A 24,328-nucleotide genomic window follows, 5' to 3' on the forward strand; every position below is an offset into this window, starting at 1 on the left:
CACCTCCTTTACACGGAGGGGGTCGGCGGTTCGAGCCCGTCATCACCCACCATTATCACCTCTTGCAATAGCAGTACCGAAGTTTGGGTGATTAGCTCAGTTGGTAGAGCACCTCCTTTACACGGAGGGGGTCGGCGGTTCGAGCCCGTCATCACCCACCATTCGGGGCGTTAGCTCAGTTGGTAGAGCAGTTGACTTTTAATCAATTGGTCGCAGGTTCGAATCCTGCACGCCCCACCAATGTACGAAGGCGCCCTAAAGGCGCCTTTTTGCTATGTGCAATTCGGGCAGGATTTGAACCTGCTGCAGATTCGACAAAATCGTCGGGAACGATTTTGAACGCCACTTGTGGCGGCCCGAAGGGCGAGTCTCAGGATGAGACGAGTCATTATCCTGCACGCCCCACCAATGTACGAAGGCGCCCTAAAGGCGCCTTTTTGCTATGTGCGATTCGGCGGCGGCATGACCGAAGAAAAACAGTCGCAACCAAACCGCCATCAAAAAGAGCTAATCAATGCGTTTGAGAGGCTTCACCAGCCCCTCTAACCCTTCGGTTTTAATCAGTAAAGTCAGCTTCATCAACTCGCCAAAATGGCCCTGCGGAAACCCATCTTTGCGGGCAAACCACAGCAGATACTCTTCCGGCACATCAATCAGCACGCGGCCTTTATACTTGCCGAAGGGCATCACGGTATTGGCAATTTCAATCAGCTGCTGTTTATCCATCTCATTCACCTAATAAACGCATCATTTCAGCTTCATCAATCACATCAATACCCAGCTCCTGGGCTTTCACCAGTTTAGAACCCGCCGCTTCGCCGGCAATGACCAGGTCGGTTTTCTTCGACACGCTGCCTGCGACTTTAGCACCTGACGCAACCAGGCGAGCTTTGGCGTCGTCACGGGACATCATGCTCAGCGACCCCGTCAGCACCACGGTTTTACCGGCAAACGGGCTGTCTATCTCTTCCGCTTTGATAACGATCGGAGCGGGCCAGTGAACCCCTGCCTCTTCCGTTAACTGCCGGATAACTTCGCGATTACTCTCTTCGGCAAAGAAATTGAAGACATGAGTCGCCACCACGATGCCGACGTCAGGTACTTTTTGCAGCTCTTCGATGCCTGCCGCAATCAGCGCATCCAGCGTACCAAAATATGCCGCCAAGCCTGCCGCCGTCGCTTCGCCCACCTCACGGATCCCCAATGCATAAAGGAAGCGTGCAAAGGTAGTTTCTTTTGACTTCGCCAGCGCATCCACAACATTCTGCGCCGACTTCGGCCCCATGCGATCCAGCCCGGTCAGTTTTCCGGGCGTCAGACGGAAAAGATCCGCAGGCGTATGAACGTACTCTTTCTCAACCAGCTGATCGATGATCTTGTCACCCATCCCCTCCACATCCAGCGCGCGGCGTGAGACAAAATGCTTCAGTGATTCCTTGCGCTGCGCGCCGCAAATCAGCCCGCCGGTACAACGAGCTACCGCTTCGCCTGCCACGCGCTCCACGTCAGATCCGCAAACCGGGCAGTGCGTCGGGAAGATGATGGCCGCGGTGTTTTCCGGACGCTCAGATTCCACCACGCCGACAACCTGCGGGATAACATCGCCCGCACGGCGGATCACTACGCGATCGCCAATTCTTAACCCCAGACGTTCAATTTCATCGGCGTTGTGTAAAGTAGCATTGCTGACCAGCACACCTGCAACCTGGACCGGCTCCAGACGGGCGACCGGAGTAACGGCGCCGGTACGTCCAACCTGGAACTCGACGTCACGCACAAAAGTCATCTGTTCCTGGGCCGGGAACTTAAACGCCACGGCCCAGCGCGGCGCGCGGGCAACAAAGCCAAGCGTCTCTTGCAACGCGAGCGAATCAACTTTAATCACCACGCCGTCGATATCAAAACCTAAGCTCGGGCGATCCGCCTCCACCTGGTGATAAAATGCCAGCACTTCTTCAGCTGTAGTGCACAAACGAATGCGATCGCTGACCGGCAATCCCCACTCTTTGAACTGCTGTAAACGCCCGTGATGGCTGGCAGGTAATGCGCCGCCATCAAGCAAACCAACGCCGTAGCAGAAGAAGGTCAACGGGCGTTTTGCCGTGATGCGTGGATCGAGCTGGCGTAGCGAACCAGCCGCGGCATTACGCGGGTTGGCAAAAATTTTCCCACCGGTACGGCGCGCCTCATCATTAATTTTTTCAAAACCCGCCTGTGGCAGGAACACCTCACCGCGCACTTCCAGGCGGCGGGGAATATTCTCGCCGCGCAATTTAAGCGGAATGGAACGGATGGTGCGCACGTTGGCGGTGATATTTTCACCGGTAGTGCCGTCGCCACGCGTGGCCGCCCGGATCAATATCCCCTCTTCATAAAGCAGGCTGACCGCCAGACCATCGAGCTTAAGCTCGCAGCAAAAAGTGACGGCATCGGGGCTTTTCAACCGGTCCTGCACCCGTTTGTTGAATGCCAGATAGCCTGCTTCATCAAAGACGTTATCCAACGACAGCATCGGGACTTCGTGACGGACCTGAGTAAATTCGCTCAGCGGTGCCGCGCCCACGCGCTGAGTCGGAGAATCGGGGGTGATTAAATCAGGATGCGCTTCTTCAAGCGAGCGCAGCTCCGCCATCAGGCGATCGTATTCCGCATCCGGGATTTCCGGGTTATCAAGTATATGATAGAGATATTCATGATGGCGAAGCGTGGTTCGCAGTTGAGTTATTTGTTGTTCGATTGTGTCCATATCGCACCATCAATATAAAAGCCCCCGACATGTCGGGGGCTTAGAGAAAAACATGTCAGCAAGAGAAATATCAGACGCTGGCGTTTGCTTCCACGACTTCGCGGATACGATCCTGATATTCACGCATTTTTTGCGGCGTCATCATGCGGCGCTGGTCGTCGAGCACCACACCACCCACTTCATCGGCAATATGCTGAGCAGACTGGAGCATCAGCTTAAAGTTCTGCGCCGGATCGCCATATGAAGGCACCTGCATAAAGATGGTCACGCCAGGCGTGGCAAAGTTGGTCATGCTTTCCGGATCAAACGAGCCGGGTTTAACCATATTGGCAAGACTAAACAATACCGGACCGCTGCCATCGGGGCTGAGATGGCGGTGGAAAATATTCATCTCGCCAAAAATAAAGCCCGCTTGCTGAATACTGTTTAACAGCACATCGCCGTTAATCATGCTGCCCGCATGAGCCGAGACGTTAAGCACAATCACCGTCTCTTTACGACGAGCCGGAGGTTCCGGGGCCGGAGCGGGCTGGGCCGCAACAGGCTCAGGAGTCGGTTCAGCGTGATGAACCGGCTGCACCGGCGCTTGCGGTGCCACAGGCTGCGGCTGCTCGGCAATCGGTTGTTGAGCGGGTTGCTGCACCGGTTGATGAACAACCGGCTGCGCGTGTGGTTGAGGTGCTGGCTGAGGCACAGGCTGATGTGCTGGCGCAGCGGGCACTTCCTGACGCGGCGCTTGCGCTTCAGGCTGGCGTACAGGCGCACTCTGACGCGGCTGTGCAGAAGCATAAGGCGGCTCGTACTGATGCTGAGGCGCCTGCGGCTGACGAGGCATTTCTGGCTCGCGACTCGCCGTTTCCGGCGCAGGATTAACCCGACGCACGCGTACCTCGCCTACGCCATCATCCAGCTCGTCTTCAGCCTCATGCTCTTGCGACTCGTATTCGTCACGCTTAGATTGCAGACGCTTCATGGGACGATCGCGAAAAACGGAAGAGCGCTCCTTACGACTTGTCCACAGACCGTGAACCAGTAAGGCTATTATGGCGATCGCGCCAACAATAATTAATATCAGACGCAAATCCTGCATCATTATATTCTCTGTTGTTCTAACACCTTGCCACCGCGGCAAACATTTACTCACTAAGAGTATTTGCCCATCTGCTCAAGTGCAAGTCCGCACACGGTTTTCTCCGCATAAAGATGGGCTGAAAATGGTTTTTTGCTGTTTTTTCGACCATTTCTTAATAAGTTTTTCTCCTGACACTCGGTTATGATAGCTGTGCGCGTCATCGCAATGACTAAAAAGGAGTTCGTTAAGATATGGTTTCAACTGCAGAAGCCGGGCCACGTAGTGGTATTTATTACTTTTCCCAGGGCTGGAAGCTGGTACGAGAGCCTGGCATCAGGCGCTTCGTCTTATTGCCGCTATTGATCAATATCTTCTTGATGGGAGGCGCATTCTGGTGGCTCTTTACCCGCCTGGATATTTGGGTTCCCACAATGCTCTCCTACGTCCCGGACTGGCTACAGTGGTTAAGCTACCTGATTTGGCCGCTGGCGGTGGTTTCGCTGCTGCTGGTATTTGGCTATTTCTTCTCCACCATCGCTAACTGGATTGCCGCTCCCTTTAATGGATTACTGGCAGAACAGCTGGAAGCCCGCCTGACCGGCGCCATACCGCCTGATACCGGCGTTCTGGGCATCATGAAAGATATTCCGCGCATCATGAAGCGTGAATGGCAAAAACTCGCCTGGTATCTGCCGCGTGCGCTGTTACTGCTGGTGCTCTACTTCATTCCGGGTATTGGGCAAACCGTGGCCCCGGTTTTATGGTTTTTATTCAGCGCCTGGATGCTGGCAATCCAGTATTGCGACTATCCTTTTGATAACCATAAAGTGCCCTTCAAAGAGATGCGTATTGCGCTGCGTGAGAAAAAGGTCACCAATATGCAGTTTGGCTCGCTGGTAAGCCTGTTTACGCTTATTCCCTTCCTCAACCTGGTTATCATGCCTGTTGCCATCTGTGGCGCGACCGCAATGTGGGTCGATTGTTATCGCCCAAAACATGCGATGTGGAAGTAGTTTTTAGCGGAGCGGCTACGGTCGCTCTTATTCCCCCGCTTATTCCTTCTTGCTTTTGCTTATTTCCCTTCTACATATAGATATGCGATTTCTTTACTTCCGCATCACTCTCAAGCAGGTATGCTGGTGTCGTTTCCCAAATTTCATACAGTTAAGGACGGGTTATGAGCAAGATCTATGAAGACAATTCTCTGACTATCGGTCATACGCCGCTGGTTCGACTGAACCGTATCGGTAATGGACGCATCCTGGCGAAGGTAGAGTCCCGTAACCCGAGCTTTAGCGTTAAATGCCGTATCGGCGCCAATATGATTTGGGATGCCGAAAAACGCGGCGTGCTCAAACCAGGCGTTGAATTAGTTGAACCTACCAGCGGCAACACCGGTATTGCCCTGGCGTATGTGGCGGCGGCCCGTGGTTATAAGCTCACGCTGACCATGCCAGAAACCATGAGTATTGAACGCCGTAAGCTGCTCAAAGCGCTGGGTGCGAACCTGGTGCTGACAGAAGGCGCGAAAGGGATGAAAGGCGCAATTCAGAAAGCTGAAGAGATTGTGGCCAGCAATCCTGAAAAATTCTTGCTGCTGCAACAGTTTAGCAACCCGGCAAACCCGGAAATCCACGAAAAAACCACCGGCCCGGAGATCTGGGAAGATACCGATGGCGAAGTGGATGTCTTCATTTCCGGCGTCGGTACCGGCGGCACGCTGACCGGCGTTAGCCGCTATATCAAAAACACCAAAGGCAAAACCGACCTTATCAGCGTGGCTGTTGAGCCAACTGACTCCCCAGTCATTGCCCAGGCGCTGGCAGGTGAAGAACTCAAGCCTGGACCGCATAAAATCCAGGGCATCGGGGCAGGTTTCATTCCTGGCAACCTCGATTTGAAACTGATTGACCGGGTCATTGCCATCACCAACGACGAAGCGATTGCCACCGCGCGCCGTTTGATGGAAGAAGAAGGTATTCTGGCGGGGATTTCATCCGGAGCCGCGGTGGCCGCTGCATTAAAACTTCAGGAAGATGAAGCCTTTATCAATAAAAACATCGTGGTTATCCTGCCATCTTCCGGGGAGCGCTACCTGAGTACCGCCCTGTTTGCCGATCTTTTCACTGAAAAAGAGCTGCAACAGTGATGCCATACAGGTGAATATGTGCAAAAAAGCATCCGTTTGGGTGCTTTTTTGTGGTATTCGTCAAACTTTTACCCTCCCTGCCATTGCGTCACTCCGTCAGGTCTGGTATCTATCCAGCAAATTATTTTGATGCGCGAAATTAATCGGAGTGTGAGTTAGATCTGCTGAATCGATTTAACGATTTGGTGCAATCTTATATTTCACGGCATAATGATTAATGTCGAGCGAACCGCGAAGCGTATGGTTGAACCGAAGCACATTTCGTGATTCCCGAAAGCATCTCGTGTCGCGTACAGTAACAGCTCACGTCGGCACTAACTATACAGGCTAAAGTTTTGCCACCAGGCTAGACTTTAGTTCCACAACACTAAACCTATAAGTTGGGGAAATACAATGTTCCAGCAAGAAGTTACCATCACCGCTCCAAACGGTCTGCATACCCGCCCTGCTGCTCAGTTCGTTAAAGAAGCAAAAGGCTTCACTTCTGAGATCACTGTGACCTCCAACGGCAAAAGCGCTAGCGCAAAAAGCCTGTTCAAACTGCAAACCCTGGGCCTGACTCAAGGCACCGTTGTGACCATCTCCGCTGAAGGCGAAGACTCACAGAAAGCAGTTGAGCATCTGGTAAAACTGATGGCTGAACTCGAATAAGTTCTGGGTTCTTCGTAAATATCAGTCACAAGTAAGGTAGGGTTATGATTTCAGGCATTTTAGCATCCCCGGGTATCGCTTTCGGCAAGGCACTGTTGCTGAAGGAAGATGAAATTGTCATCGACCGGAAGAAAATTTCTGCCGACAAAGTTGCGCAGGAAGTTGAACGTTTCTTAAGCGGGCGCGCAAAAGCGTCAGCACAGCTGGAAGCGATCAAAATTAAAGCTGGCGAGACCTTCGGTGAAGAAAAGGAAGCTATCTTCGAAGGCCACATTATGTTGCTGGAAGACGAAGAGCTTGAGCAGGAAATCATAGCCCTTATCACCGATAAGCTCGTTACTGCTGATGCAGCGGCTCACGAAATTATCGAAGGCCAGGCGGTCGCACTGGAAGAGTTAGACGATGAATACCTGAAAGAGCGTGCGGCTGACGTACGCGACATCGGTAAGCGTCTGCTGCGTAATATCCTGGGCCTGGCGATTATCGACCTTAGCTCGATTCAGGACGAAGTTATCCTGGTTGCGAAAGATTTGACCCCGTCGGAAACCGCACAGCTGAACCTGCAGAAGGTTCTGGGTTTCATCACCGATATCGGTGGCCGCACCTCCCACACCTCTATTATGGCCCGTTCTCTTGAACTGCCAGCGATTGTGGGTACCGGTAGCGTGACCAGCCAGGTGAAAAACAGCGATTACCTGATCCTCGATGCGGTTAACAATAAAGTGTACGTTAACCCAACCAACGACGAGATCGAAGCCCTGCGCGCGGTACAGCAGCAGGTGGCTTCTGAGAAAGCTGAGCTGGCAAAACTGAAAGATCTGCCCGCTATCACGCTCGACGGTCATCAGGTAGAAGTTTGCGCCAACATCGGTACCGTACGTGATATCGACGGTGCAGAGCGCAACGGTGCAGAAGGTGTAGGCCTGTATCGTACAGAATTCCTGTTCATGGACCGCGATTCACTGCCAACAGAAGATGAGCAGTTCGCGGCGTACAAAGCGGTTGCTGAAGCCTGTGGCTCACAGGCCGTTATCGTACGTACCATGGATATCGGTGGTGACAAAGAGCTGCCGTATATGAACTTCCCGAAAGAAGAGAACCCGTTCCTGGGCTGGCGTGCCGTGCGTATCGCCATGGATCGTAAAGAGATCCTGCATGACCAGGTGCGCGCGATTCTGCGTGCTTCTGCTTTCGGTAAATTACGCATCATGTTCCCAATGATTATCTCTGTTGAAGAAGTGCGCGCGCTGAAAGCAGAAATTGAAATCATGAAGGCGCAGCTGCGTGAAGAAGGCAAAGCGTTTGACGAAACTATCGAAGTTGGCGTGATGGTGGAGACTCCGGCTGCGGCTACGATTGCTCGTCATCTGGCAAAAGAAGTCGACTTCTTCAGTATCGGCACCAACGATCTGACGCAGTACACGCTGGCAGTTGACCGTGGTAATGATATGATTTCACATCTTTACCAGCCAATGTCACCGTCCGTACTGACTCTGATTAAGCAAGTTATTGATGCTTCTCATGCTGAAGGTAAATGGACCGGTATGTGTGGTGAGCTTGCAGGCGACGAACGTGCTACACTTCTGTTGCTGGGTATGGGTCTGGACGAATTTAGTATGAGTGCCATTTCTATCCCGCGCATTAAGAAGATTATTCGTAACACGAACTTCGAAGATGCGAAGGTGTTAGCAGAGCAAGCTCTTGCTCAACCGACAACGGACGAGTTAATGACGCTGGTTAACAAGTTCATTGAAGAAAAAACAATCTGCTAATCCACCGGATGCGGCCCAATTTACTGCTTAGGAGAAGATCATGGGTTTGTTTGATAAACTGAAATCTCTGGTTTCTGATGATAAAAAAGACACCGGAACCATTGAGATTGTTGCCCCACTTTCTGGCGAAATCGTCAATATTGAAGATGTTCCAGATGTTGTTTTCGCCGAGAAGATCGTTGGTGATGGTATTGCAATTAAACCTACCGGCAACAAAATGGTTGCTCCGGTTGACGGCACCATCGGTAAAATCTTCGAAACTAACCATGCTTTCTCTATCGAATCCGATAGCGGCATTGAACTGTTCGTCCACTTCGGTATCGACACCGTTGAACTGAAAGGCGAAGGTTTCAAGCGTATCGCAGAAGAAGGCCAGCGTGTTAAGAAAGGCGATGTAGTCATTGAGTTCGATTTAGCCCTGCTGGAAGAGAAAGCGAAGTCTACCCTGACTCCGGTTGTTATCTCCAACATGGACGAAATCAAAGAGCTTACCAAACTGACTGGTAGCGTGACCGTGGGTGAAACTCCGGTGATCCGCATCAAGAAGTAAGCTGTCCGCACAATAGAAAACGGCACCCTTGCGGTGCCGTTTTTGTTTGTATTTAAAACCTCAGATACCAGAACCTTGCGAGTAGCTCTCTTCACCAAAAACGCCTGTCGATAAATAACGATCGCCGCGATCGCAGATAATCGCCACTACAACAGAACCGGGGTTTACCTGCGCCACACGCAGTGCGCCAGCGACGGCACCACCTGAACTCACACCGCAGAAAATCCCCTCTTCGCGTGCCAGTCTTCGCATCGTTTTTTCGGCGTCTACCTGTGAAATATCAAGCACTTCATCAACCAAATTAGGGTTGAAAATCTTCGGCAACCACTCTTCCGGCCAACGACGAATCCCTGGAATGCTGCTGCCATCTTCTGGCTGTAACCCAACAATTTTGACGGGTTTGTCTTGCTCGCGCATAAACTGGCTGACCCCCGTGACTGTTCCGGTCGTTCCCATACTTGAGACGAAGTGCGTGATTCGTCCCTGGGTTTGCCGCCAGATTTCCGGGCCGGTAGTGCTGTAATGCGCATACGGATTATCAGGGTTGTTAAACTGGTCGAGAACTTTACCCTCGCCTCGCTCATCCATCAAACGTGCCAGTTCACGAGCGCCTTCCATGCCCTGCTCTTTGGTCACCAGAATCAGTTCTGCGCCATAAGCCTGCATCGCCGCTTTGCGTTCCATACTCATGTTGTCGGGCATTAACAGCTTCATGCGATAGCCTTTGAGCGCAGCGATCATCGCCAGGGCGATGCCGGTATTGCCGCTGGTTGCTTCAATCAGCGTATCGCCCGGCGAAATTTCACCTCTGGCCTGCGCCCGCACAATCATCGAGAGCGCAGCCCTGTCTTTTACCGATCCTGCCGGGTTATTCCCCTCAAGCTTGACCCAAATTTCACTGCCGTTATCAAGGCCGGTACGCTGTAATTTAACCAGCGGCGTATTGCCAATCGTACTTTCTAAGGTGTTCACTTATTATCCAGAAAATATAAAAGCTACAGGGTAAGCTCTGTTTCCTCGAAATCATTCATGTTGCGGGAAGGCGGCAACAGAATGAATCCCCGGGAGCGTAGATAAACTACGTGACCGGGGTGAATGAGGGCAGCCAACGCACCAGCAGCGTGAAGGATGATGAGGAAACTTATCAGGCCGATTGCGCCAGGTCTACACCCTGAATACGGTTATTCCCTTCATACAGGCGCGCATGCTGCAGGCCAACAAACAGGCGTTCGCCGCGTACCGGAATATGATCTTCACGTAAAACAACCGTTAACGGTTCGTGATACCAGCCAAGCGGCTGTACCACCAGCTGCATGTAGTGACCACGCGGGCTGATTTCCAGCACCTGTACCGGTAGTGGGGAATCAAGGTTGGTGCGGCGGCTGACATCCACTTCCCACGGCCGCAGGAACAGATCCACCGGCCCCTGATACGCAGGCGTAAAGCCAAGCGGCCAACGGTGGGCGCCAACGTGGAACTGGCTGCCACGAACCGTACCGTTCATGCGGTTAACTTCACCAAGGAACTCCAGCACAAAGCGGGTTGCCGGCTCTCGCCACACGGCTTCCGGCGTATCAACCTGTTCGATATTGCCCTGGCTCATCACCACCACGCGGTCAGCAACTTCCATCGCCTCTTCCTGATCGTGGGTCACAAACACGCTGGTGAATTTCAGCTCTTCATGTAACTGACGCAGCCAGCGGCGCAGCTCTTTACGCACCTGGGCATCCAGCGCGCCGAATGGCTCATCGAGCAACAGGATTTGCGGTTCAACCGCTAATGCACGCGCCAGCGCCACGCGCTGTTTCTGACCACCAGAAAGCTGTGCCGGGTAGCGGTCGGCCAGATGTGCCAGCTGCACCATCTCCAGTAAACGAGTCACTTTCTGTTTAATCACCGCAGCCGACGGGCGCTCACGGCGTGGCAACACCGTCAGGCCAAAAGCGATGTTATCGAACACGGTCATATGGCGGAACAGCGCGTAATGCTGGAAGACAAACCCCACTTTACGTTCACGGGCATGGATTCGGCTCACATCGGTGCCGTGGAAACTAATACGCCCGCTGTTCTGGTGCTCAAGTCCCGCGATAATACGCAGCAGCGTGGTTTTACCGGAGCCCGACGGCCCCAGCAGCGCCACCATTTGGCCAGAAGGGATATCCAGCGAGATATCATTCAGCACCTGGGTGCGACCAAAAGATTTCTTAATATTGGTAATATCAATGCTCATGATTCCCCTCCTGTTGCAGGCGTTTTTCCTGGCTATTCAAACGCCACTGCACCGCACTCTTTAAGAACAACGTAACGATTGCCATCAGGGTCAGCAACGCCGCTGCGGTAAACGAACCGACGGTGTTGTAATCCTGTTGCAGCAATTCAATCTGTAACGGCAGCGAGAATGTCTCACCGCGGATAGAACCGGATACCACCGACACCGCACCAAATTCACCAATGGCGCGGGCGTTGGTTAACACCACGCCGTACAACAGCGCCCAGCGGATATTTGGCAAGGTCACGCGGCGGAACATCTGCCAGCCGGACGCGCCCAGCAGAATTGCCGCCTCATCTTCCTGGCTGCCCTGGCTTAACATCACCGGCACCAGCTCACGCACCACAAACGGACAGGTCACAAAAATGGTTACCAGCACCATGCCCGGCCAGGCAAACATAATCTGAATGTTATGCTCGTCCATAAAGCCCGCCAGCGGGCCGTTGGAGCCGTAAAACAGCAGATAAACCAGGCCTGCAACCACTGGCGAAACCGCAAAGGGAATATCCAGCAGCGTCAGCAATAACTGGCGGCCGGGGAAATCAAAACGCGTCACCAGCCAGGCCAGCAGAATGCCGAACACCAGATTGACCGGCACGGTAATCAGCGCAATCATCACCGTGAGCCAGATGGCGTGCAGCATATCCGGGTCAACGATATTGTTTAGCGCCGGCATCAACCCTTTGGAAAACGCCTGGGCAAAAATAGAGGCTACCGGCACCACCAGCAGCAGAAACGACACCAGCACCCCAATGCCGATTAACGTCCATTTGCCCCAGTTAAAACCGGAGCGGCGATAGCGTTTCAATTCGGTTACGTCCGTCATCAGTGACCTACCACGCGTCGCCCAAAGCGACTTTGCAAGGTGTTAATGGTGAACAGCAGCAGGAGCGAGGCCACCAGGATCACCGAAGCAATCGCGCTGGCGGCCGGATAGTCGAACTCCTGCAGGCGCACAAAAATCATCAGCGACGTCACTTCTGTTTTCCAGGCGATGTTACCGGCGATAAAGATAACCGCGCCAAATTCGCCCAGGCTACGGGTGAAAGAGAGCGCCACGCCAGCCATCAGGGCCGGTGAAAGCTCCGGTAAAATCACGCGGCGAAAGCTCTGCCAGCGCGTAGCCCCCAATGTTTCCGCAGCTTCTTCATACTCAGGGCCAAGCTCTTCAAGCACCGGCTGCACCGTGCGCACCACGAACGGGATACTGGTAAATGCCATCGCAACCGCAATCCCCAGCCAGGTGTATGTCACCTTAATACCAAACTGCGCCAGCCACTCACCGTACCAGCCGTTGACGGAAAACAGTCCGGCAAGGGTTAACCCCGCTACCGCCGTTGGCAGCGCAAAGGGTAAATCCATTAACGCATCAAGCAGGCTGCGGCCCGGAAACTGATAGCGCGTTAAAATCCACGCCATCAACATGCCAAAGGCGCCGTTAAAGAGGGAGGCGACACCCGCAGATAACAGCGTGACTTTATAGGCTGCCACCACCTGTGGGTTAGTAATCACTTCCCAATACTGAGCAAGCGTCATCTCAGCAAGCTGCATCACCAGCGCGCTGAGCGGCAGCAGCAAAATCAAGCAGACAAACAGCAAACTGGTGCCGAGGCTTAAAGTAAAGCCCGGCAGCACACGTTTGGAGGCCACAGCAAACATTACTCACGCCCCTTGCCGAGCAACTTGTCAAATTCGCCGCCGCTGGCAAAGTGGGTTTTCATCGCCTCAGGCCAGCCGCCGAACTCATCCTCCACGCGGAACAATTCGGTCGGCGGGAATTTATCTTTAAGTTTTGCCATCACATCCGGGTTGTTTACGCGGTAGTAGTAGTCGGTGATGATGGTTTGTGCCGCCGGGCTGTAGAGGAAGTTCAGGTATTCTTGCGCCGCTTTTTCAGTACCGTTGGCTTTAACGTTTTTATCCACCCAGGCCACCGGGAATTCAGCCAGGATATTGACCTTAGGCACGACAACTTCGTAGCCCTCTTTCTGGTACTGTTTGCTGATGTTGTTCACTTCGGACTCAAAGCTGATCAGCACATCGCCGAGCTTGCGTTCTACAAAGGTGGTAGTCGCGCCACGACCGCCGGTATCGAACACCTCAACATTTTTCAGAAACTGCGTCATAAACTGTTCGGTTTTGGCTTTATCGCCACCGTCAGCTTTATTCGCCGCCCCCCACGCACCTAACCAGGTGTAACGAGCGTTACCAGAAGTTTTTGGATTTGGGAAAATAAGTTTCACATCCGGGCGCACCAGATCGCTCCAGTCGTGGATGTTTTTCGGGTTACCTTTGCGCACCAGGAACGCCATGGTGGAGTAGAACGGCGAGCTGTTATTGGGTAAACGGCTCTGCCAGTCGGCAGGAATCAGCTTGCCTTTGTCGTGCAGGATCTGCACATCAGAGACCTGGTTATAAGTTACAACGTCAGCTTTTAACCCCTGCAGGATGGCCAGCGCCTGTTTTGATGACCCGGCATGAGATTGTTTAATCACCAGCTTGTCACCGTTATTTTGCGCAGCCCACTGCTGCTGGAACGCCGGATTCAGAGCGCTAAAAAGCTCGCGCGACACATCATAAGAGCTGTTCAGCAGTTCGGTGGCGTGGGCCGAGCCTGCCAGCAATGCAGAAACAACGACAGCATTCCAGACTTTTTTAACGTATGTTTTGGCCATTGGGCACCCTTATAAATGTGATAACCATCGAACTTTAGAGTTACCAGTGTATTTATAACGCGTGTCAAAGCTGTAACGGTTTTATATATCGTTTGGTGATTTGCAATAAGAAAGGGGTATAAGACAAAAAGCAGGCGCGACGAGTGCCGCGCCGGGGAAATTACAGGTTCAGCAGCTTGTCGAGTGACGGCGCGAAATAGTAGCCGCCGGTAACGGGCCTGGTGAAGCGCAACATACCATCGCGCTTCCCGTCCGTTTCGCCAAACATGCTTAGCAGCTGCTGTTCAATGTTATGCAAACGTGCGCAGTAAGCGATAAAGTACAGGCCGTGCGGACCGCTGGCGGTGCCGTACGGCAGGCTCTGGCGCACAATCTTCAACCCTTTGCCATTTTCTTTCAAATCGACGCGGGTTAAGTGAGAGGTTTCCGGACGCTCGTCCCCGTCAATTTCTTCATTGGCCTCTTTAGTACGGCCAATAATCATTTCCTGATCGTGAACGCTCATGCGGTTTAACTGGGTGAGATTATGTTCCCAACGCTGTACAAACACGTAGCTGCCGCCCGCATCCACACCGTCGTTGATCACCGCCACTTCACGGCGAGTCTCTTCACCCTGCGGGTTTTCAGTACCATCAATGAAGCCGCTCAGGTCGCGATCTTCCACCCAGCGGAAGCCGTGGATCTCTTCTTCAATTTTCAGCGCGTCGCCAAAGGCGGCGAGAACCGCTTGCGCCACCGAGAAGTTCACATCGTGGCGCAGCGAAAGAATATGGATCATTACGTCGCGCTGAGTCGCCGGAGCCAGCCCCTTGCCTAAAGGGGTAAAATTTTTCAGCTCGCTCGCACCTACGCCCGCGCTGAGGTCGCGCCACAGATCGTGACCAAACGCGACTACCGCGCCTAAATTCGCCTCCGGGAATGTTTCCTGAAGAGAACTCAGCGATTGATGAAAGGTTTTGCAACCCTGACGAATAGCCGCGAAATCGCCCTGCAAACTCGCTTCCAGCCAAATGGCGGCACGGCAATGTTCCGGCAGAATACCGGTTTGAACACCAGACATGAATCCTCCGAGAAAAAACATACGCCACTCGCCGTGGCGTTTATTTCCCCTATGATACTTAATTACGGCTACGCCTTCTTGAGAAGGCGCAAGCCAGGCGGTATTTTTTATCGGCGCCAGATAATTTTACTGACCGTCCAGCTTTTGAGCGTATCGTCAGACGGCATTAAACCTTCCGGGCCGTGCCATTCGCCGCTAAACAGGTAGCTTATGTGCTGGCTATCTGGCGCTTTACACTCCACGGCATCGCTATCATCGCCGGTGGCTTTTATACACGAGCCAAATGCTTTGCTGTATAAGTCGCTAAACGGCGTTCCCAGCTTCACGCCGCTGTCGGTTTCAATTTCGCTATCCATAACGTCCACGCGGCTGACGGTGCCTTTTGCGCCGTTGATGATAACCATCACGGTTTTATCATCCATCGCCTCATAGAAACGAACAATCTCACCCTTGTCGGTTTTCATCCCGCTGCGCAGGCGGTAGTTATCATTTAATGCCGTGCTGACGGCCTTTTCATCCATCGGCGTACTGGCATTTAACTCACCCACGCCCTGCTCGCTCACTTCAATCGATGAACCAAACCAGTTCCAGGGATTGGCCGCAGACCAGTTGACCGAGGAGAGCGTCGAACACCCGCTCAGAACCAGCGGCAGCCCTAACATCATCAGGCGCAGAGTTTTCATTAGACATTCCTTTATTAAGCATGGAGACGCGCTTTGGAGTACAGATTTTGCCAAAAGTGCCGCTTATTCACCGCTCACAGAAAAGTAATCGCGTAAACGGCGGTTGCTACACAACCACCACAGGGCAAAAACATCGGCAATCAGCAGCGCTAAAGTTATTGCGCTGAGCTCTTCGCCTTGCCATAACAAGACAATTTGCCAGGCCAGGACGCCAGCCTGCGCGACGATTAGCCCCCAGCGCCACGCGGCCCATAATCGGGGATATAAATGGCGACGGCCGCTAATCAGAAATGCCAGTGCCGCAGGAATGCCGGGCAAAAGCCCAAACCAAAAATTATCGCGCTCGGGATAGAAGAGGCCGAGAATAGCATCCCCCTGCTGGCGCGATGCCGCCGCCAGCACTAGCACAAACCAGGTTCGCCCCTGCAACAGCAGAATGCACCAGAACAGCAAGGGGGTTCTCAGATTACCGTGCGTATCGTAATCCGAAGGGTGATACAGACCAGACATTAATATTCCTGGTCTTCGATCAGGCGCTTGCCCAGTAGCAGCACGTCCTGCTGCTCATATTCAAGGCGTTCATACATGCCAATCACCAGCTCGTTTTCCTCACGCACCATGATATGGATTTTTGGGCAGCCGCGCGCGATAAGCTTTTTCTCAAGGCGGCTGAGCAGCGCATTAGCAATGCCGCGCCCCCGATATTCCGGATGCACCCCGAGATAATAAGCCGAGCCCCGATGCCCGTCATAACCGCCCATCAGCGATCCCACGACTTCACCGCCCACTTCGGCCACGAGGAACAGATCCGCATCGTGGTTAAGTTTACGTTCAATATCCATTTCAGGATCGTTCCACGGACGCAGTAAGTCGCAACGTTCCCAAAGCGTAATAACCTCTTCGAAGTCATCCTGGCGAAAAACACGTATTTCCATGGTATTAGCCGTTATTAGTCTAAAACCCCGATTATGGCGGTAAGTTGATGTTTAGCCAATATCTGCCGCAAAAGCCGCTAAAAAATGGCATACTTGCCGCTCATTCATTGATTGAAATGAAAAGATAATCATTTCAGGAAAATGGTTGTCGTTTACCCGTTACCGATACGCTATAAATGCCTATCAGCAATTTTTAAGATAATAATATTAGCCGCATGAGCAAAATTAAATCACTGACGCATCTGACCACCCGCCGCCAGTTACTGCTTACTGGATTGGCTGCCTTAACGTTAACCGGGGTAAATAAGGCTTTAGCCAGCTCCGAGACTAAACCACTTAAAACCACCACTCAACACAGTAAACCAACCAAAAAAGCCGGCGGCCGTCGGGTAGTGGTGCTCGACCCGGGACACGGCGGTATTGATACCGGCGCGATTGGGCATAACGGTTCCAAAGAGAAACACGTGGTGCTGGCCATTGCGAAAAATGTGCGCAACATCCTAAAAAGCAACGGGATAGAGGCCAAACTCACGCGTACCAGCGATGAATTTATTCCGCTCTACGACCGCGTGGAAGTCGCCCATAAACACGGGGCCGATCTCTTTATGTCGATTCATGCGGATGGTTTCACTAACCCATCCGCTGCCGGTGCGTCAGTGTTTGCCCTCTCTAACCGCGGCGCCAGTAGCGCCATGGCAAAATATCTCTCTGATAAAGAAAACGCCGCCGATGACGTGGCTGGCAGCAAGGTCAGACATAAAGATCAATACCTGCAGCAGGTTCTGTTCGACCTGGTGCAAACCGATACCATTAAAAACAGCCTGACGCTCGGCTCGCATATTCTCAAACAGATAAAGCCGGTGCATAAACTGCATAGCCGCAATATTGAACAAGCGGCGTTTGTGGTGCTCAAATCACCGTCGATCCCATCCGTGCTGGTTGAAACATCGTTTATCACCAACCCGGGGGAAGAAAAGCTCTTAGGCACGCCAGCATTCCGCCAGAAAATCGCTAAGGCTATTGCTTCGGGCGTTATTAGCTATTTCCACTGGTTTGATAACCAAAAAGCGCACAGTAAGAAACGTTGAATCCTATGAATCTGCCAGATATCCAGGCCGTAAAACAATTCCTGCTGCAGTTGCAGGACACCATCTGCCAGCAGCTCAGCCGCGTTGACGGTGCCGCATTTGAAGAAGAGTGCTGGCAGCGTGAAGGCGGCGGTGGCGGCCGTAGCCGGGTATTACGCGGCGGGAAGATCTTTGAGCAGGCGGGGGTTAATTTCTCCCACGTTCACGGCGATGCCATGCCAGCATCGGCAACCGCGCATCGCCCGGAACTCGCCGGGCGCAGTTTTGAAGCGATCGGCGTATCGTTAGTGGTGCATCCACTCAATCCTTATATCCCCACCAGCCACGCCAACGTGCGTTTTTTCATCGCGGAAAAACCCGGTTGCGACCCGGTATGGTGGTTCGGCGGTGGCTTTGATTTAACGCCGTTTTATGGCTTTGCGGAAGATGCCATTCACTGGCATAAAACCGCGCGCGATCTGTGTCAGCCCTTTGGCGATCAGGTCTTCCCACGGTTTAAAAAATGGTGTGACGACTACTTCTTTATCAAACATCGCAATGAGCAGCGCGGCATTGGCGGCCTGTTCTTCGACGATCTCAATACGCCAGATTTCGACTATTGCTTTAACTTTATGCAGGCAGTTGGCAATGGCTATCTGGCAGCCTATCTGCCCATTGTCGAACGGCGCAAAAATTTACCGTGGGGCGAACGGGAACGCGACTTCCAGCTTTATCGCCGCGGCCGCTACGTCGAGTTTAATCTGGTGTGGGATCGCGGAACGCTGTTTGGCTTGCAGACCGGCGGGCGCACAGAGTCAATTTTAATGTCGATGCCGCCGCTGGTGCGCTGGGAGTATAACTACCGGCCAGAAGAAGGCAGCCCGGAGGCTGCCTTGTATCGTGATTTCCTGCCGGTTAAGGATTGGATTTAAATCAACCCTCACCCAAGCCCTCTCCCTGAGGGAGAGTTCCCCCTTCACCAGGGGGATAAGGCAGGGATAAGGGCGTCCGACGCTTAAAGCGGAGCGGTCTGCGCCTCAACTACCGCCAGCGCCACCATATTCACAATACGACGAACAGACGCAATCGGCGTTAACACATGCACCGGTTTCGCCACGCCCATCAGTACTGGCCCAACGGTCACCCCTTCGGAACTGGAAACGCGCAGCAGGTTATAGCTGATGCGCGCCGCTTCCACGTTTGGCATGATCAGGATATTTGCCGAACCTTTCAGCGGGCTGTCTGGCATACGATCGTTACGGATGCTTTCCACCAGTGCGGCATCGCCATGCATTTCGCCGTCAATTTCCAGCTCAGGCGCACGCTCGCGCACCATCTCAAGCGTTGCACGCATTTTGCAGGCCGCTTTCGAATCAGAAGAGCCGTAGTTCGAATGCGATAACAGCGCAACTTTCGGTTCGATACCAAAGCGACGCACCGTTTCCGCGGCCAGCAGCGTGATTTCAGTCAGCTCTTCCGGTGACGGATCGTCATTAACATAGGTATCCGCAATAAAGGTGTTGCCGCTTGGCAGCAGCAGCGCGTTCATCGCCCCCGCCGCTTTTACGCCCTCACGGTAGCCAAATAGCTTCTCTACCACCGAGAAGTGCTCGTGATACTCACCGATGGTACCGCAAATCATGGCGTCCGCCTCACCACGATGCACCATAATGGCGCCGATCACCGTAGTGTTGCCGATCACCGCGCGCTGCGCCTGTTCTTGCGTAATCCCGCGGCGTTTCATGATGTTGTAGTACTCGTTCCAGTACTCTTTGAAGCGCGGATCGGACTCGTTATTGACGATCTCAAAGTCACGCCCGGCCTGCATTTGCAGCCCCAGTTTCTTCAGGCGCATTTCGATAACCGCCGGGCGGCCAATCAGAATCGGCTTCGCAAGCCCAAGCGTAATCAGCTCCTGAGTGGCGTGCAGCACGCGAGCTTCCTCGCCTTCCGTCAGCACCACGCGTTTTGGATCTTTACGCGCCTGCGAGAAAATCGGCTTCATAAACAGGTTGGTTTTGTAGACGAACTCGGTCAGTTTCTCACGATAGGCATCGAAGTCCTGAATCGGACGCGTTGCCACACCGGTGTCCATTGCCGCTTTTGCCACGGCCGGGGCAATTTGCACAATAAGACGCGGGTCGAAAGGTTTTGGGATCAGGTAATCCGGGCCGAACGTCAGCTCTTCTTCGCCATAGGCCGAAGCCACCACGTCGCTTTGCTCTGCGTGAGCCAGTTCGGCAATCGCATGAACCGCCGCCAGCTTCATCTCTTCATTGATGGCGGTTGCTCCGACGTCCAGCGCGCCACGGAAGATGAACGGGAAGCACAGCACGTTATTCACCTGGTTTGGGAAGTCAGAACGGCCGGTACAGATAATCGCGTCCGGACGCACTTCTTTTGCCAGCGGCGGCAGGATTTCCGGCTCCGGGTTTGCCAGCGCCAGAATCAGTGGCGCACGCGCCATTTTCTTGACCATTTGCTGGCTCATAGCTTTCGGGCCAGAACAGCCGAGGAAAATATCCGCGCCTTCAATGACTTCATCAAGCGTGCGTTTACCGTTGTCTTCCACCGCGTAAGCCGCTTTGGTTTCCGCCATGTTTTCTTCACGGCCTTTATAGATAACGCCTTTCGAGTCGCAAACCACAATATTGTGTTTCTGAATGCCAAGCTGCACCAGCAGGTTCATACAGGCAATGGCGGATGCGCCTGCGCCAGAAACCACCAGACGCACGTCAGAAATGTTTTTCTCGACCACGCGCAAACCGTTGAGCACCGCAGCGGTACAGATAATGGCCGTGCCGTGCTGATCGTCATGGAACACGGGAATATTCATGCGCTCACGCAGTTTTTTCTCGATGTAGAAGCACTCCGGCGCCTTGATATCTTCGAGGTTGATGCCGCCAAACGTGGGTTCGAGGGCCGCAATCACCTCAATCAGTTTGTCCGGGTCCAGCTCGTCCACTTCGATATCGAACACGTCAATACCGGCAAATTTCTTGAACAGAACGCCTTTACCTTCCATCACCGGCTTGCCCGCCAGCGCGCCGATATTGCCCAACCCCAGCACTGCGGTACCGTTAGAAATCACGCCAACCAGGTTACCACGCGCGGTGTATTTGTAAGCCGCCAGGGGATCTTTTTCTATCTCAAGACAAGGTGCCGCCACGCCCGGGGAGTAGGCCAATGCCAGATCGCGCTGGGTTGCCAGCGGTTTGGTTGGGGAGACCTGAATTTTTCCGGGGACGGGGAATTCATGAAAATCAAGGGCACTTTGCTTCAGTTGTTCATCCATTTCTTCGTTCCTTTTTAACACGCTAAAGGGTCGTAGGGTCATTCGTGAGGTCACGTAGTATCACGCTTGCGCGCGCGCTAAACTTTGAACATCACCATACTATCAACAATGTCCGACAAAAATGTTAGGGAATCAAAGCGACTATGTTACCCGGCATTAACAACATTACCATGCCTGTCTGCTATGCTTTTTAGTTATGCCTAGGATGAATTTTCGTCGCGAATGAGATGGAGCATTCGAGTAACGATATGTATTAAAAGGAGAAAAACATGAATCAGCTTGAGAGTATTAAAAAATTCACCACGGTAGTTGCCGACAGCGGTGATATCGAATCCATCCGCCATTACCAGCCCATTGATGCCACGACCAATCCCTCGCTATTGCTGAAAGCGGCGGGGCTTGCGCACTATCAAACGCTGATTGACGATGCTATCGCCTACGGTAAACAGCGCGGTAGCACGCAAGAAGCCCAGGTTGCGCAGGCCTGCGACAAACTGGCGGTCAATTTTGGTGCGGAAATTCTGAAAAGCATTCCGGGACGCGTCTCGACTGAAGTGGATGCCCGCCTCTCTTTCGATAAAGAAAAGAGTATTGCGAAAGCCCGCCATTTGATTGCGTTGTATCAAGAGCTCGGCGTTGATAAATCCCGCGTGCTTATCAAGCTGGCTTCCACCTGGGAAGGGATTCGCGCCGCCGAAGAGCTGCAAAAAGAGGGCATCGACTGCAATCTCACCCTACTCTTTTCATTCGCTCAGGCGCGCGCTTGTGCCGAAGCCGGAGTGTTCCTGATTTCACCTTTTGTCGGGCGTATCTACGACTGGTATCAGGCGCGCAAGCCGCAGGACCCGTATGTGGTTGAAGAAGATCCGGGCGTCAAATCGGTGCGCAATATCTATGATTACTTTAAGCAGCACAACTACAGCACCATTGTCATGGGGGCGAGCTTCCGCCGCACCGAACAAATCCTTGCGCTGGTGGGCTGCGATCGGCTGACCATCGCCCCTAACCTGCTGCAACAGCTACAGGAGAGTGAAGAACCGGTGGTTCGTAAACTGATCCCAGGCTCGCAGGGCTTCCGTCGCCCGGAACCGATTAGCGAAGCGGATTTCCGCTGGGAGCATAATCAGGACCCGATGGCGGTAGAAAAACTGGCGGAAGGTATCCGCCTGTTCGCCATCGACCAGCGCAAACTGGAAGATTTACTCGCCGCCAAACTTTGAACGCCAACCACGGAGTGAAATATGTCATCTCGTAAAGAGCTTGCTAATGCCATTCGTGCCCTGAGTATGGATGCGGTACAAAAAGCCAATTCAGGCCACCCGGGCGCACCGATGGGGATGGCAGATATTGCCGAAGTGTTATGGAACGACTTCCTGCACCATAACCCGACCAACCCAACCTGGGCCGACCGGGACCGATTTATTCTCTCCAACGGCCACGCCTCAATGCTGCTTTACAGCCTGCTGCACCTCAGCGGGTATGACTTGCCGATAGAGGAGTTGAAAAACTTCCGTCAGCTTCACTCCAAAACGCCGGGTCACCCGGAACTGGGCTACACCCCCGGCGTTGAAACCACCACCGGGCCGCTTGGTCAGGGGCTGGCTAACGCGGTCGGCCTGGCGATTGCAGAACGCACTTTAGCGGCGCAATTTAACCGCCCCGATCATGAAATTGTCGATCATTTTACCTATGTATTTATGGGGGATGGCTGCCTGATGGAAGGCATCTCCCATGAAGTTTGCTCGCTGGCGGGGACTCTCGGCCTCGACAAGCTCATCGGTTTCTACGATCGCAACGGGATTTCCATCGATGGCGAAACCGAAGGCTGGTTTACCGACGACACCGCCAAACGTTTCGAGGCTTATCACTGGCACGTGGTGCATGAAATTGACGGCCACGATCCTGAGGCAGTAAAAAAAGCGATTCAGGAAGCGCAAAGCGTGAAGGATAAACCTTCGCTGATTATCTGCCGCACTATCATTGGTTTTGGCTCGCCAAATAAAGCCGGTAAAGAAGAGGCGCACGGTGCCGCACTAGGTGAGCAGGAAGTCGCCCTTGCTCGTCAGCAGTTGGGCTGGAACTACCCGGCATTTGCAATCCCGCAGGAGATTTATCACGCCTGGGATGCCAAAGAAAAAGGTAAGAAAGCAGAAACCGCGTGGAACGACAAATTTGCCGCTTACGCCAAAGCCTATCCTGATTTAGCAGCCGAGTTTAATCGGCGCATGCACGGTGAAATGCCTGAAAACTGGCAGGAAACCACGCAGAACTTCATCGCAAAATTGCAGGCTAACCCGGAAAAAATCGCCACCCGTAAAGCTTCGCAAAATGCCCTGAACGCTTACGGCCCGAGCTTGCCGGAATTGCTTGGCGGCTCTGCGGATTTAGCACCGAGCAATCTGACCATCTGGAAAGAATCCAAATCGATTAAAGACGATATCGCGGGGAATTACATTCACTACGGCGTGCGCGAATTTGGCATGACGGCCATCGCCAACGGCATTGCCCATCACGGCGGGTTTGTGCCTTACACCGCAACGTTTCTGATGTTTGTGGAATACGCGCGTAACGCGGCGCGCATGGCGGCGCTGATGAAAGCGCGGCAAATTATGGTTTATACCCATGACTCCATTGGCCTGGGCGAAGATGGCCCAACGCACCAGGCAGTTGAGCAACTCGCCAGCCTGCGCCTGACGCCGAATTTCAGCACCTGGCGTCCCTGCGATCAGGTTGAGGCCGCGGTGGCATGGAAAACGGCCATCGAACGTCACAACGGCCCGACCGCACTGATCCTTTCACGCCAGAATCTGGCGCAAATGGAGCGAACGCCGGAACAGGTCCAGGCCATCAGCCGCGGCGGTTATATTCTGCAAGATGGCGGCGGGACGCCGGAGGTGATCCTGATTGCTACCGGCTCTGAGATGGAAATCACCGTGCTGGCGGCGGATACACTCAAGGCCGAAGGCCATAAAGTTCGCGTCGTTTCGCTGCCTTCAACCGACATTTTTGATGCCCAGGATGAAGCGTATCGCGAGTCAGTTCTGCCTTCAGATGTGGCCGCACGCGTGGCTGTAGAAGCCGGTATTGCGGATTACTGGTACAAGTATGTCGGTTTGAAAGGGGCAATTGTCGGCATGACGACTTACGGCGAATCGGCTCCCGCCGATAAGCTGTTCCCGTTCTTTGGCTTTACCGCCGAGAATGTGGTGGCGAAGGCGAAAAAGGTAATGGGCGTTTAGCCCTCACCCCGGCCCTCTCCCACGGGAGAGTTGTCTCTTATACACAACTTACCCTTCACTTTGGCAACCAGTCAGGGTGAGTTATGTAAGCTTCGCAGGTTTTCCGTTCACCTGAACCTATAGCTATCTCTGCAACTTCTGTATCCGGTGAACGTGTCATGGGGC

General features: G+C 53.3%; 22 protein-coding genes, 2 tRNA genes and 1 other RNA gene. 12 read left to right on the plus strand and 13 right to left on the minus strand.

Features of this window, described 5'->3' with window-relative positions; genetic code table 11:
* Window positions 1–85: 85 nt before the first annotated feature.
* From EHN07_RS18660 to EHN07_RS18670, 3 genes are all read left to right on the plus strand, one after another.
* A tRNA-Val gene (locus EHN07_RS18660) sits at window positions 86–161 on the plus strand.
* A gap of 3 nt (window positions 162–164) precedes the next feature.
* A tRNA-Lys gene (locus EHN07_RS18665) sits at window positions 165–240 on the plus strand.
* 31 nt (window positions 241–271) lie between these two features.
* Window positions 272–408, plus strand: a non-coding RNA gene (locus EHN07_RS18670) — RtT sRNA.
* A 99-nt stretch (window positions 409–507) separates the two neighbouring features.
* Here EHN07_RS18670 and EHN07_RS18675 read toward each other — a convergent pair.
* From EHN07_RS18675 to zipA, 3 genes are all read right to left on the minus strand, one after another.
* Window positions 508–726: a DUF3820 family protein gene (locus EHN07_RS18675; RefSeq protein ID WP_124025513.1), complete on the minus strand. Its 219-nt coding sequence runs from the start codon at window positions 724–726 to the stop codon at window positions 508–510.
* Window position 727: 1 nt separating this feature from the next.
* A complete protein-coding gene (gene ligA / locus EHN07_RS18680) occupies window positions 728–2,746 on the minus strand; it encodes an NAD-dependent DNA ligase LigA (protein ID WP_124025514.1) in 2,019 nt (672 codons plus the stop codon).
* Between the two features lie 70 nt (window positions 2,747–2,816).
* Window positions 2,817–3,839, minus strand: coding sequence for a cell division protein ZipA (gene zipA, locus EHN07_RS18685; RefSeq protein WP_208647007.1), 1,023 nt, complete (start codon window positions 3,837–3,839; stop codon window positions 2,817–2,819).
* Between the two features lie 230 nt (window positions 3,840–4,069).
* Between zipA and cysZ the strand changes: the two genes are divergently transcribed.
* The 5 genes from cysZ to crr all read left to right on the plus strand — a co-directional run bounded on the left by cysZ (window position 4,070) and on the right by crr (window position 8,940).
* Window positions 4,070–4,831, plus strand: coding sequence for a sulfate transporter CysZ (gene cysZ / locus EHN07_RS18690; protein WP_124025516.1), 762 nt, complete (start codon window positions 4,070–4,072; stop codon window positions 4,829–4,831).
* 164 nt (window positions 4,832–4,995) lie between these two features.
* Window positions 4,996–5,967 (plus strand): cysteine synthase A, encoded by a 972-nt coding sequence (gene cysK / locus EHN07_RS18695; RefSeq protein WP_124025517.1) that lies wholly within the window; start codon window positions 4,996–4,998, stop codon window positions 5,965–5,967.
* A gap of 393 nt (window positions 5,968–6,360) precedes the next feature.
* Window positions 6,361–6,618, plus strand: a complete 258-nt coding sequence (gene ptsH, locus EHN07_RS18700) for a phosphocarrier protein Hpr (protein ID WP_124025518.1) — start codon at window positions 6,361–6,363, stop codon at window positions 6,616–6,618.
* A gap of 44 nt (window positions 6,619–6,662) precedes the next feature.
* Window positions 6,663–8,390, plus strand: coding sequence for a phosphoenolpyruvate-protein phosphotransferase PtsI (gene ptsI / locus EHN07_RS18705; RefSeq protein ID WP_124025519.1), 1,728 nt, complete (start codon window positions 6,663–6,665; stop codon window positions 8,388–8,390).
* A gap of 40 nt (window positions 8,391–8,430) precedes the next feature.
* On the plus strand, window positions 8,431–8,940 hold the full coding sequence (gene crr / locus EHN07_RS18710) for a PTS glucose transporter subunit IIA (RefSeq protein ID WP_124025520.1): 510 nt from the start codon (window positions 8,431–8,433) through the stop codon (window positions 8,938–8,940).
* Window positions 8,941–9,000: 60 nt separating this feature from the next.
* Here the strand turns inward: crr and cysM are convergent, their stop codons facing one another.
* The 9 genes from cysM to EHN07_RS18755 all read right to left on the minus strand — a co-directional run bounded on the left by cysM (window position 9,001) and on the right by EHN07_RS18755 (window position 16,562).
* Window positions 9,001–9,912, minus strand: coding sequence for a cysteine synthase CysM (gene cysM, locus EHN07_RS18715; protein ID WP_124025521.1), 912 nt, complete (start codon window positions 9,910–9,912; stop codon window positions 9,001–9,003).
* 172 nt (window positions 9,913–10,084) lie between these two features.
* Window positions 10,085–11,170, minus strand: coding sequence for a sulfate/thiosulfate ABC transporter ATP-binding protein CysA (gene cysA, locus EHN07_RS18720; protein WP_124025522.1), 1,086 nt, complete (start codon window positions 11,168–11,170; stop codon window positions 10,085–10,087).
* Window positions 11,160–12,035: a sulfate/thiosulfate ABC transporter permease CysW gene (gene cysW, locus EHN07_RS18725; RefSeq protein WP_124025523.1), complete on the minus strand. Its 876-nt coding sequence runs from the start codon at window positions 12,033–12,035 to the stop codon at window positions 11,160–11,162. Before cysW ends, cysA begins: the two co-directional genes overlap by 11 nt.
* The gene (gene cysT / locus EHN07_RS18730; RefSeq protein WP_124025524.1) at window positions 12,035–12,868 is read right to left on the minus strand and encodes a sulfate/thiosulfate ABC transporter permease CysT; all 834 of its coding nucleotides are present in this window, start codon (window positions 12,866–12,868) and stop codon (window positions 12,035–12,037) included. The genes cysW and cysT overlap by 1 nt, the downstream gene beginning before the upstream one ends.
* Window positions 12,868–13,884 (minus strand): sulfate ABC transporter substrate-binding protein, encoded by a 1,017-nt coding sequence (locus EHN07_RS18735; RefSeq protein ID WP_124025525.1) that lies wholly within the window; start codon window positions 13,882–13,884, stop codon window positions 12,868–12,870. The genes cysT and EHN07_RS18735 overlap by 1 nt, the downstream gene beginning before the upstream one ends.
* Window positions 13,885–14,044: 160 nt before the next feature.
* The gene (locus EHN07_RS18740; RefSeq protein ID WP_124025526.1) at window positions 14,045–14,944 is read right to left on the minus strand and encodes a Dyp-type peroxidase; all 900 of its coding nucleotides are present in this window, start codon (window positions 14,942–14,944) and stop codon (window positions 14,045–14,047) included.
* A gap of 107 nt (window positions 14,945–15,051) precedes the next feature.
* Window positions 15,052–15,627, minus strand: coding sequence for an RpoE-regulated lipoprotein (locus tag EHN07_RS18745; protein ID WP_124025527.1), 576 nt, complete (start codon window positions 15,625–15,627; stop codon window positions 15,052–15,054).
* A gap of 63 nt (window positions 15,628–15,690) precedes the next feature.
* Window positions 15,691–16,137, minus strand: a complete 447-nt coding sequence (locus EHN07_RS18750; protein WP_124025528.1) for a DUF2919 domain-containing protein — start codon at window positions 16,135–16,137, stop codon at window positions 15,691–15,693.
* A complete protein-coding gene (locus EHN07_RS18755; RefSeq protein ID WP_124025529.1) occupies window positions 16,137–16,562 on the minus strand; it encodes a GNAT family acetyltransferase in 426 nt (141 codons plus the stop codon). The genes EHN07_RS18750 and EHN07_RS18755 overlap by 1 nt, the downstream gene beginning before the upstream one ends.
* A 215-nt stretch (window positions 16,563–16,777) precedes the next feature.
* On the opposite strand from EHN07_RS18755, the gene amiA reads away from it, so the two are divergent.
* Together amiA and hemF are read left to right on the plus strand one after the other, a co-directional pair.
* Window positions 16,778–17,650 carry an N-acetylmuramoyl-L-alanine amidase AmiA gene (gene amiA, locus EHN07_RS18760; RefSeq protein WP_124025530.1) on the plus strand — a complete coding sequence of 291 codons (873 nt, stop codon included), beginning with the start codon at window positions 16,778–16,780 and terminating at the stop codon, window positions 17,648–17,650.
* A gap of 5 nt (window positions 17,651–17,655) precedes the next feature.
* Window positions 17,656–18,561, plus strand: a complete 906-nt coding sequence (gene hemF / locus EHN07_RS18765) for an oxygen-dependent coproporphyrinogen oxidase (RefSeq protein ID WP_124025531.1) — start codon at window positions 17,656–17,658, stop codon at window positions 18,559–18,561.
* Window positions 18,562–18,644: 83 nt separating this feature from the next.
* On the opposite strand, the gene maeB is transcribed toward hemF, so the two are convergent.
* A complete protein-coding gene (gene maeB / locus EHN07_RS18770; protein ID WP_124025532.1) occupies window positions 18,645–20,924 on the minus strand; it encodes an NADP-dependent oxaloacetate-decarboxylating malate dehydrogenase in 2,280 nt (759 codons plus the stop codon).
* 269 nt (window positions 20,925–21,193) lie between these two features.
* Between maeB and tal the strand changes: the two genes are divergently transcribed.
* Window positions 21,194–22,144, plus strand: a complete 951-nt coding sequence (tal, locus tag EHN07_RS18775; protein WP_124025533.1) for a transaldolase — start codon at window positions 21,194–21,196, stop codon at window positions 22,142–22,144.
* 21 nt (window positions 22,145–22,165) lie between these two features.
* The gene (tkt, locus tag EHN07_RS18780; RefSeq protein WP_124025534.1) at window positions 22,166–24,163 is read left to right on the plus strand and encodes a transketolase; all 1,998 of its coding nucleotides are present in this window, start codon (window positions 22,166–22,168) and stop codon (window positions 24,161–24,163) included.
* The last annotated feature ends 165 nt before the right edge of the window (window positions 24,164–24,328 follow it).

This window comes from Buttiauxella warmboldiae (assembly GCF_003818135.1).
Classification (GTDB): domain Bacteria; phylum Pseudomonadota; class Gammaproteobacteria; order Enterobacterales; family Enterobacteriaceae; genus Buttiauxella; species Buttiauxella warmboldiae.

Bases quoted from the DNA above. Each gene is read 5' to 3' on its own strand.
- EHN07_RS18675 (WP_124025513.1), bottom strand. From the start codon at position 726: ATGGATAAACAGCAGCTGATTGAAATTGCCAATACCGTGATGCCCTTC.
- ligA (WP_124025514.1), bottom strand. From the start codon at position 2,746: ATGGACACAATCGAACAACAAATAACTCAACTGCGAACCACGCTTCGC.
- zipA (WP_208647007.1), bottom strand. From the start codon at position 3,839: ATGATGCAGGATTTGCGTCTGATATTAATTATTGTTGGCGCGATCGCC.
- cysZ (WP_124025516.1), top strand. From the start codon at position 4,070: ATGGTTTCAACTGCAGAAGCCGGGCCACGTAGTGGTATTTATTACTTT.
- cysK (WP_124025517.1), top strand. From the start codon at position 4,996: ATGAGCAAGATCTATGAAGACAATTCTCTGACTATCGGTCATACGCCG.
- ptsH (WP_124025518.1), top strand. From the start codon at position 6,361: ATGTTCCAGCAAGAAGTTACCATCACCGCTCCAAACGGTCTGCATACC.
- ptsI (WP_124025519.1), top strand. From the start codon at position 6,663: ATGATTTCAGGCATTTTAGCATCCCCGGGTATCGCTTTCGGCAAGGCA.
- crr (WP_124025520.1), top strand. From the start codon at position 8,431: ATGGGTTTGTTTGATAAACTGAAATCTCTGGTTTCTGATGATAAAAAA.
- cysA (WP_124025522.1), bottom strand. From the start codon at position 11,170: ATGAGCATTGATATTACCAATATTAAGAAATCTTTTGGTCGCACCCAG.
- cysW (WP_124025523.1), bottom strand. From the start codon at position 12,035: ATGACGGACGTAACCGAATTGAAACGCTATCGCCGCTCCGGTTTTAAC.
- cysT (WP_124025524.1), bottom strand. From the start codon at position 12,868: ATGTTTGCTGTGGCCTCCAAACGTGTGCTGCCGGGCTTTACTTTAAGC.
- EHN07_RS18735 (WP_124025525.1), bottom strand. From the start codon at position 13,884: ATGGCCAAAACATACGTTAAAAAAGTCTGGAATGCTGTCGTTGTTTCT.
- EHN07_RS18740 (WP_124025526.1), bottom strand. From the start codon at position 14,944: ATGTCTGGTGTTCAAACCGGTATTCTGCCGGAACATTGCCGTGCCGCC.
- EHN07_RS18745 (WP_124025527.1), bottom strand. From the start codon at position 15,627: ATGAAAACTCTGCGCCTGATGATGTTAGGGCTGCCGCTGGTTCTGAGC.
- EHN07_RS18750 (WP_124025528.1), bottom strand. From the start codon at position 16,137: ATGTCTGGTCTGTATCACCCTTCGGATTACGATACGCACGGTAATCTG.
- EHN07_RS18755 (WP_124025529.1), bottom strand. From the start codon at position 16,562: ATGGAAATACGTGTTTTTCGCCAGGATGACTTCGAAGAGGTTATTACG.
- amiA (WP_124025530.1), top strand. From the start codon at position 16,778: ATGAGCAAAATTAAATCACTGACGCATCTGACCACCCGCCGCCAGTTA.
- hemF (WP_124025531.1), top strand. From the start codon at position 17,656: ATGAATCTGCCAGATATCCAGGCCGTAAAACAATTCCTGCTGCAGTTG.
- maeB (WP_124025532.1), bottom strand. From the start codon at position 20,924: ATGGATGAACAACTGAAGCAAAGTGCCCTTGATTTTCATGAATTCCCC.
- tal (WP_124025533.1), top strand. From the start codon at position 21,194: ATGAATCAGCTTGAGAGTATTAAAAAATTCACCACGGTAGTTGCCGAC.
- tkt (WP_124025534.1), top strand. From the start codon at position 22,166: ATGTCATCTCGTAAAGAGCTTGCTAATGCCATTCGTGCCCTGAGTATG.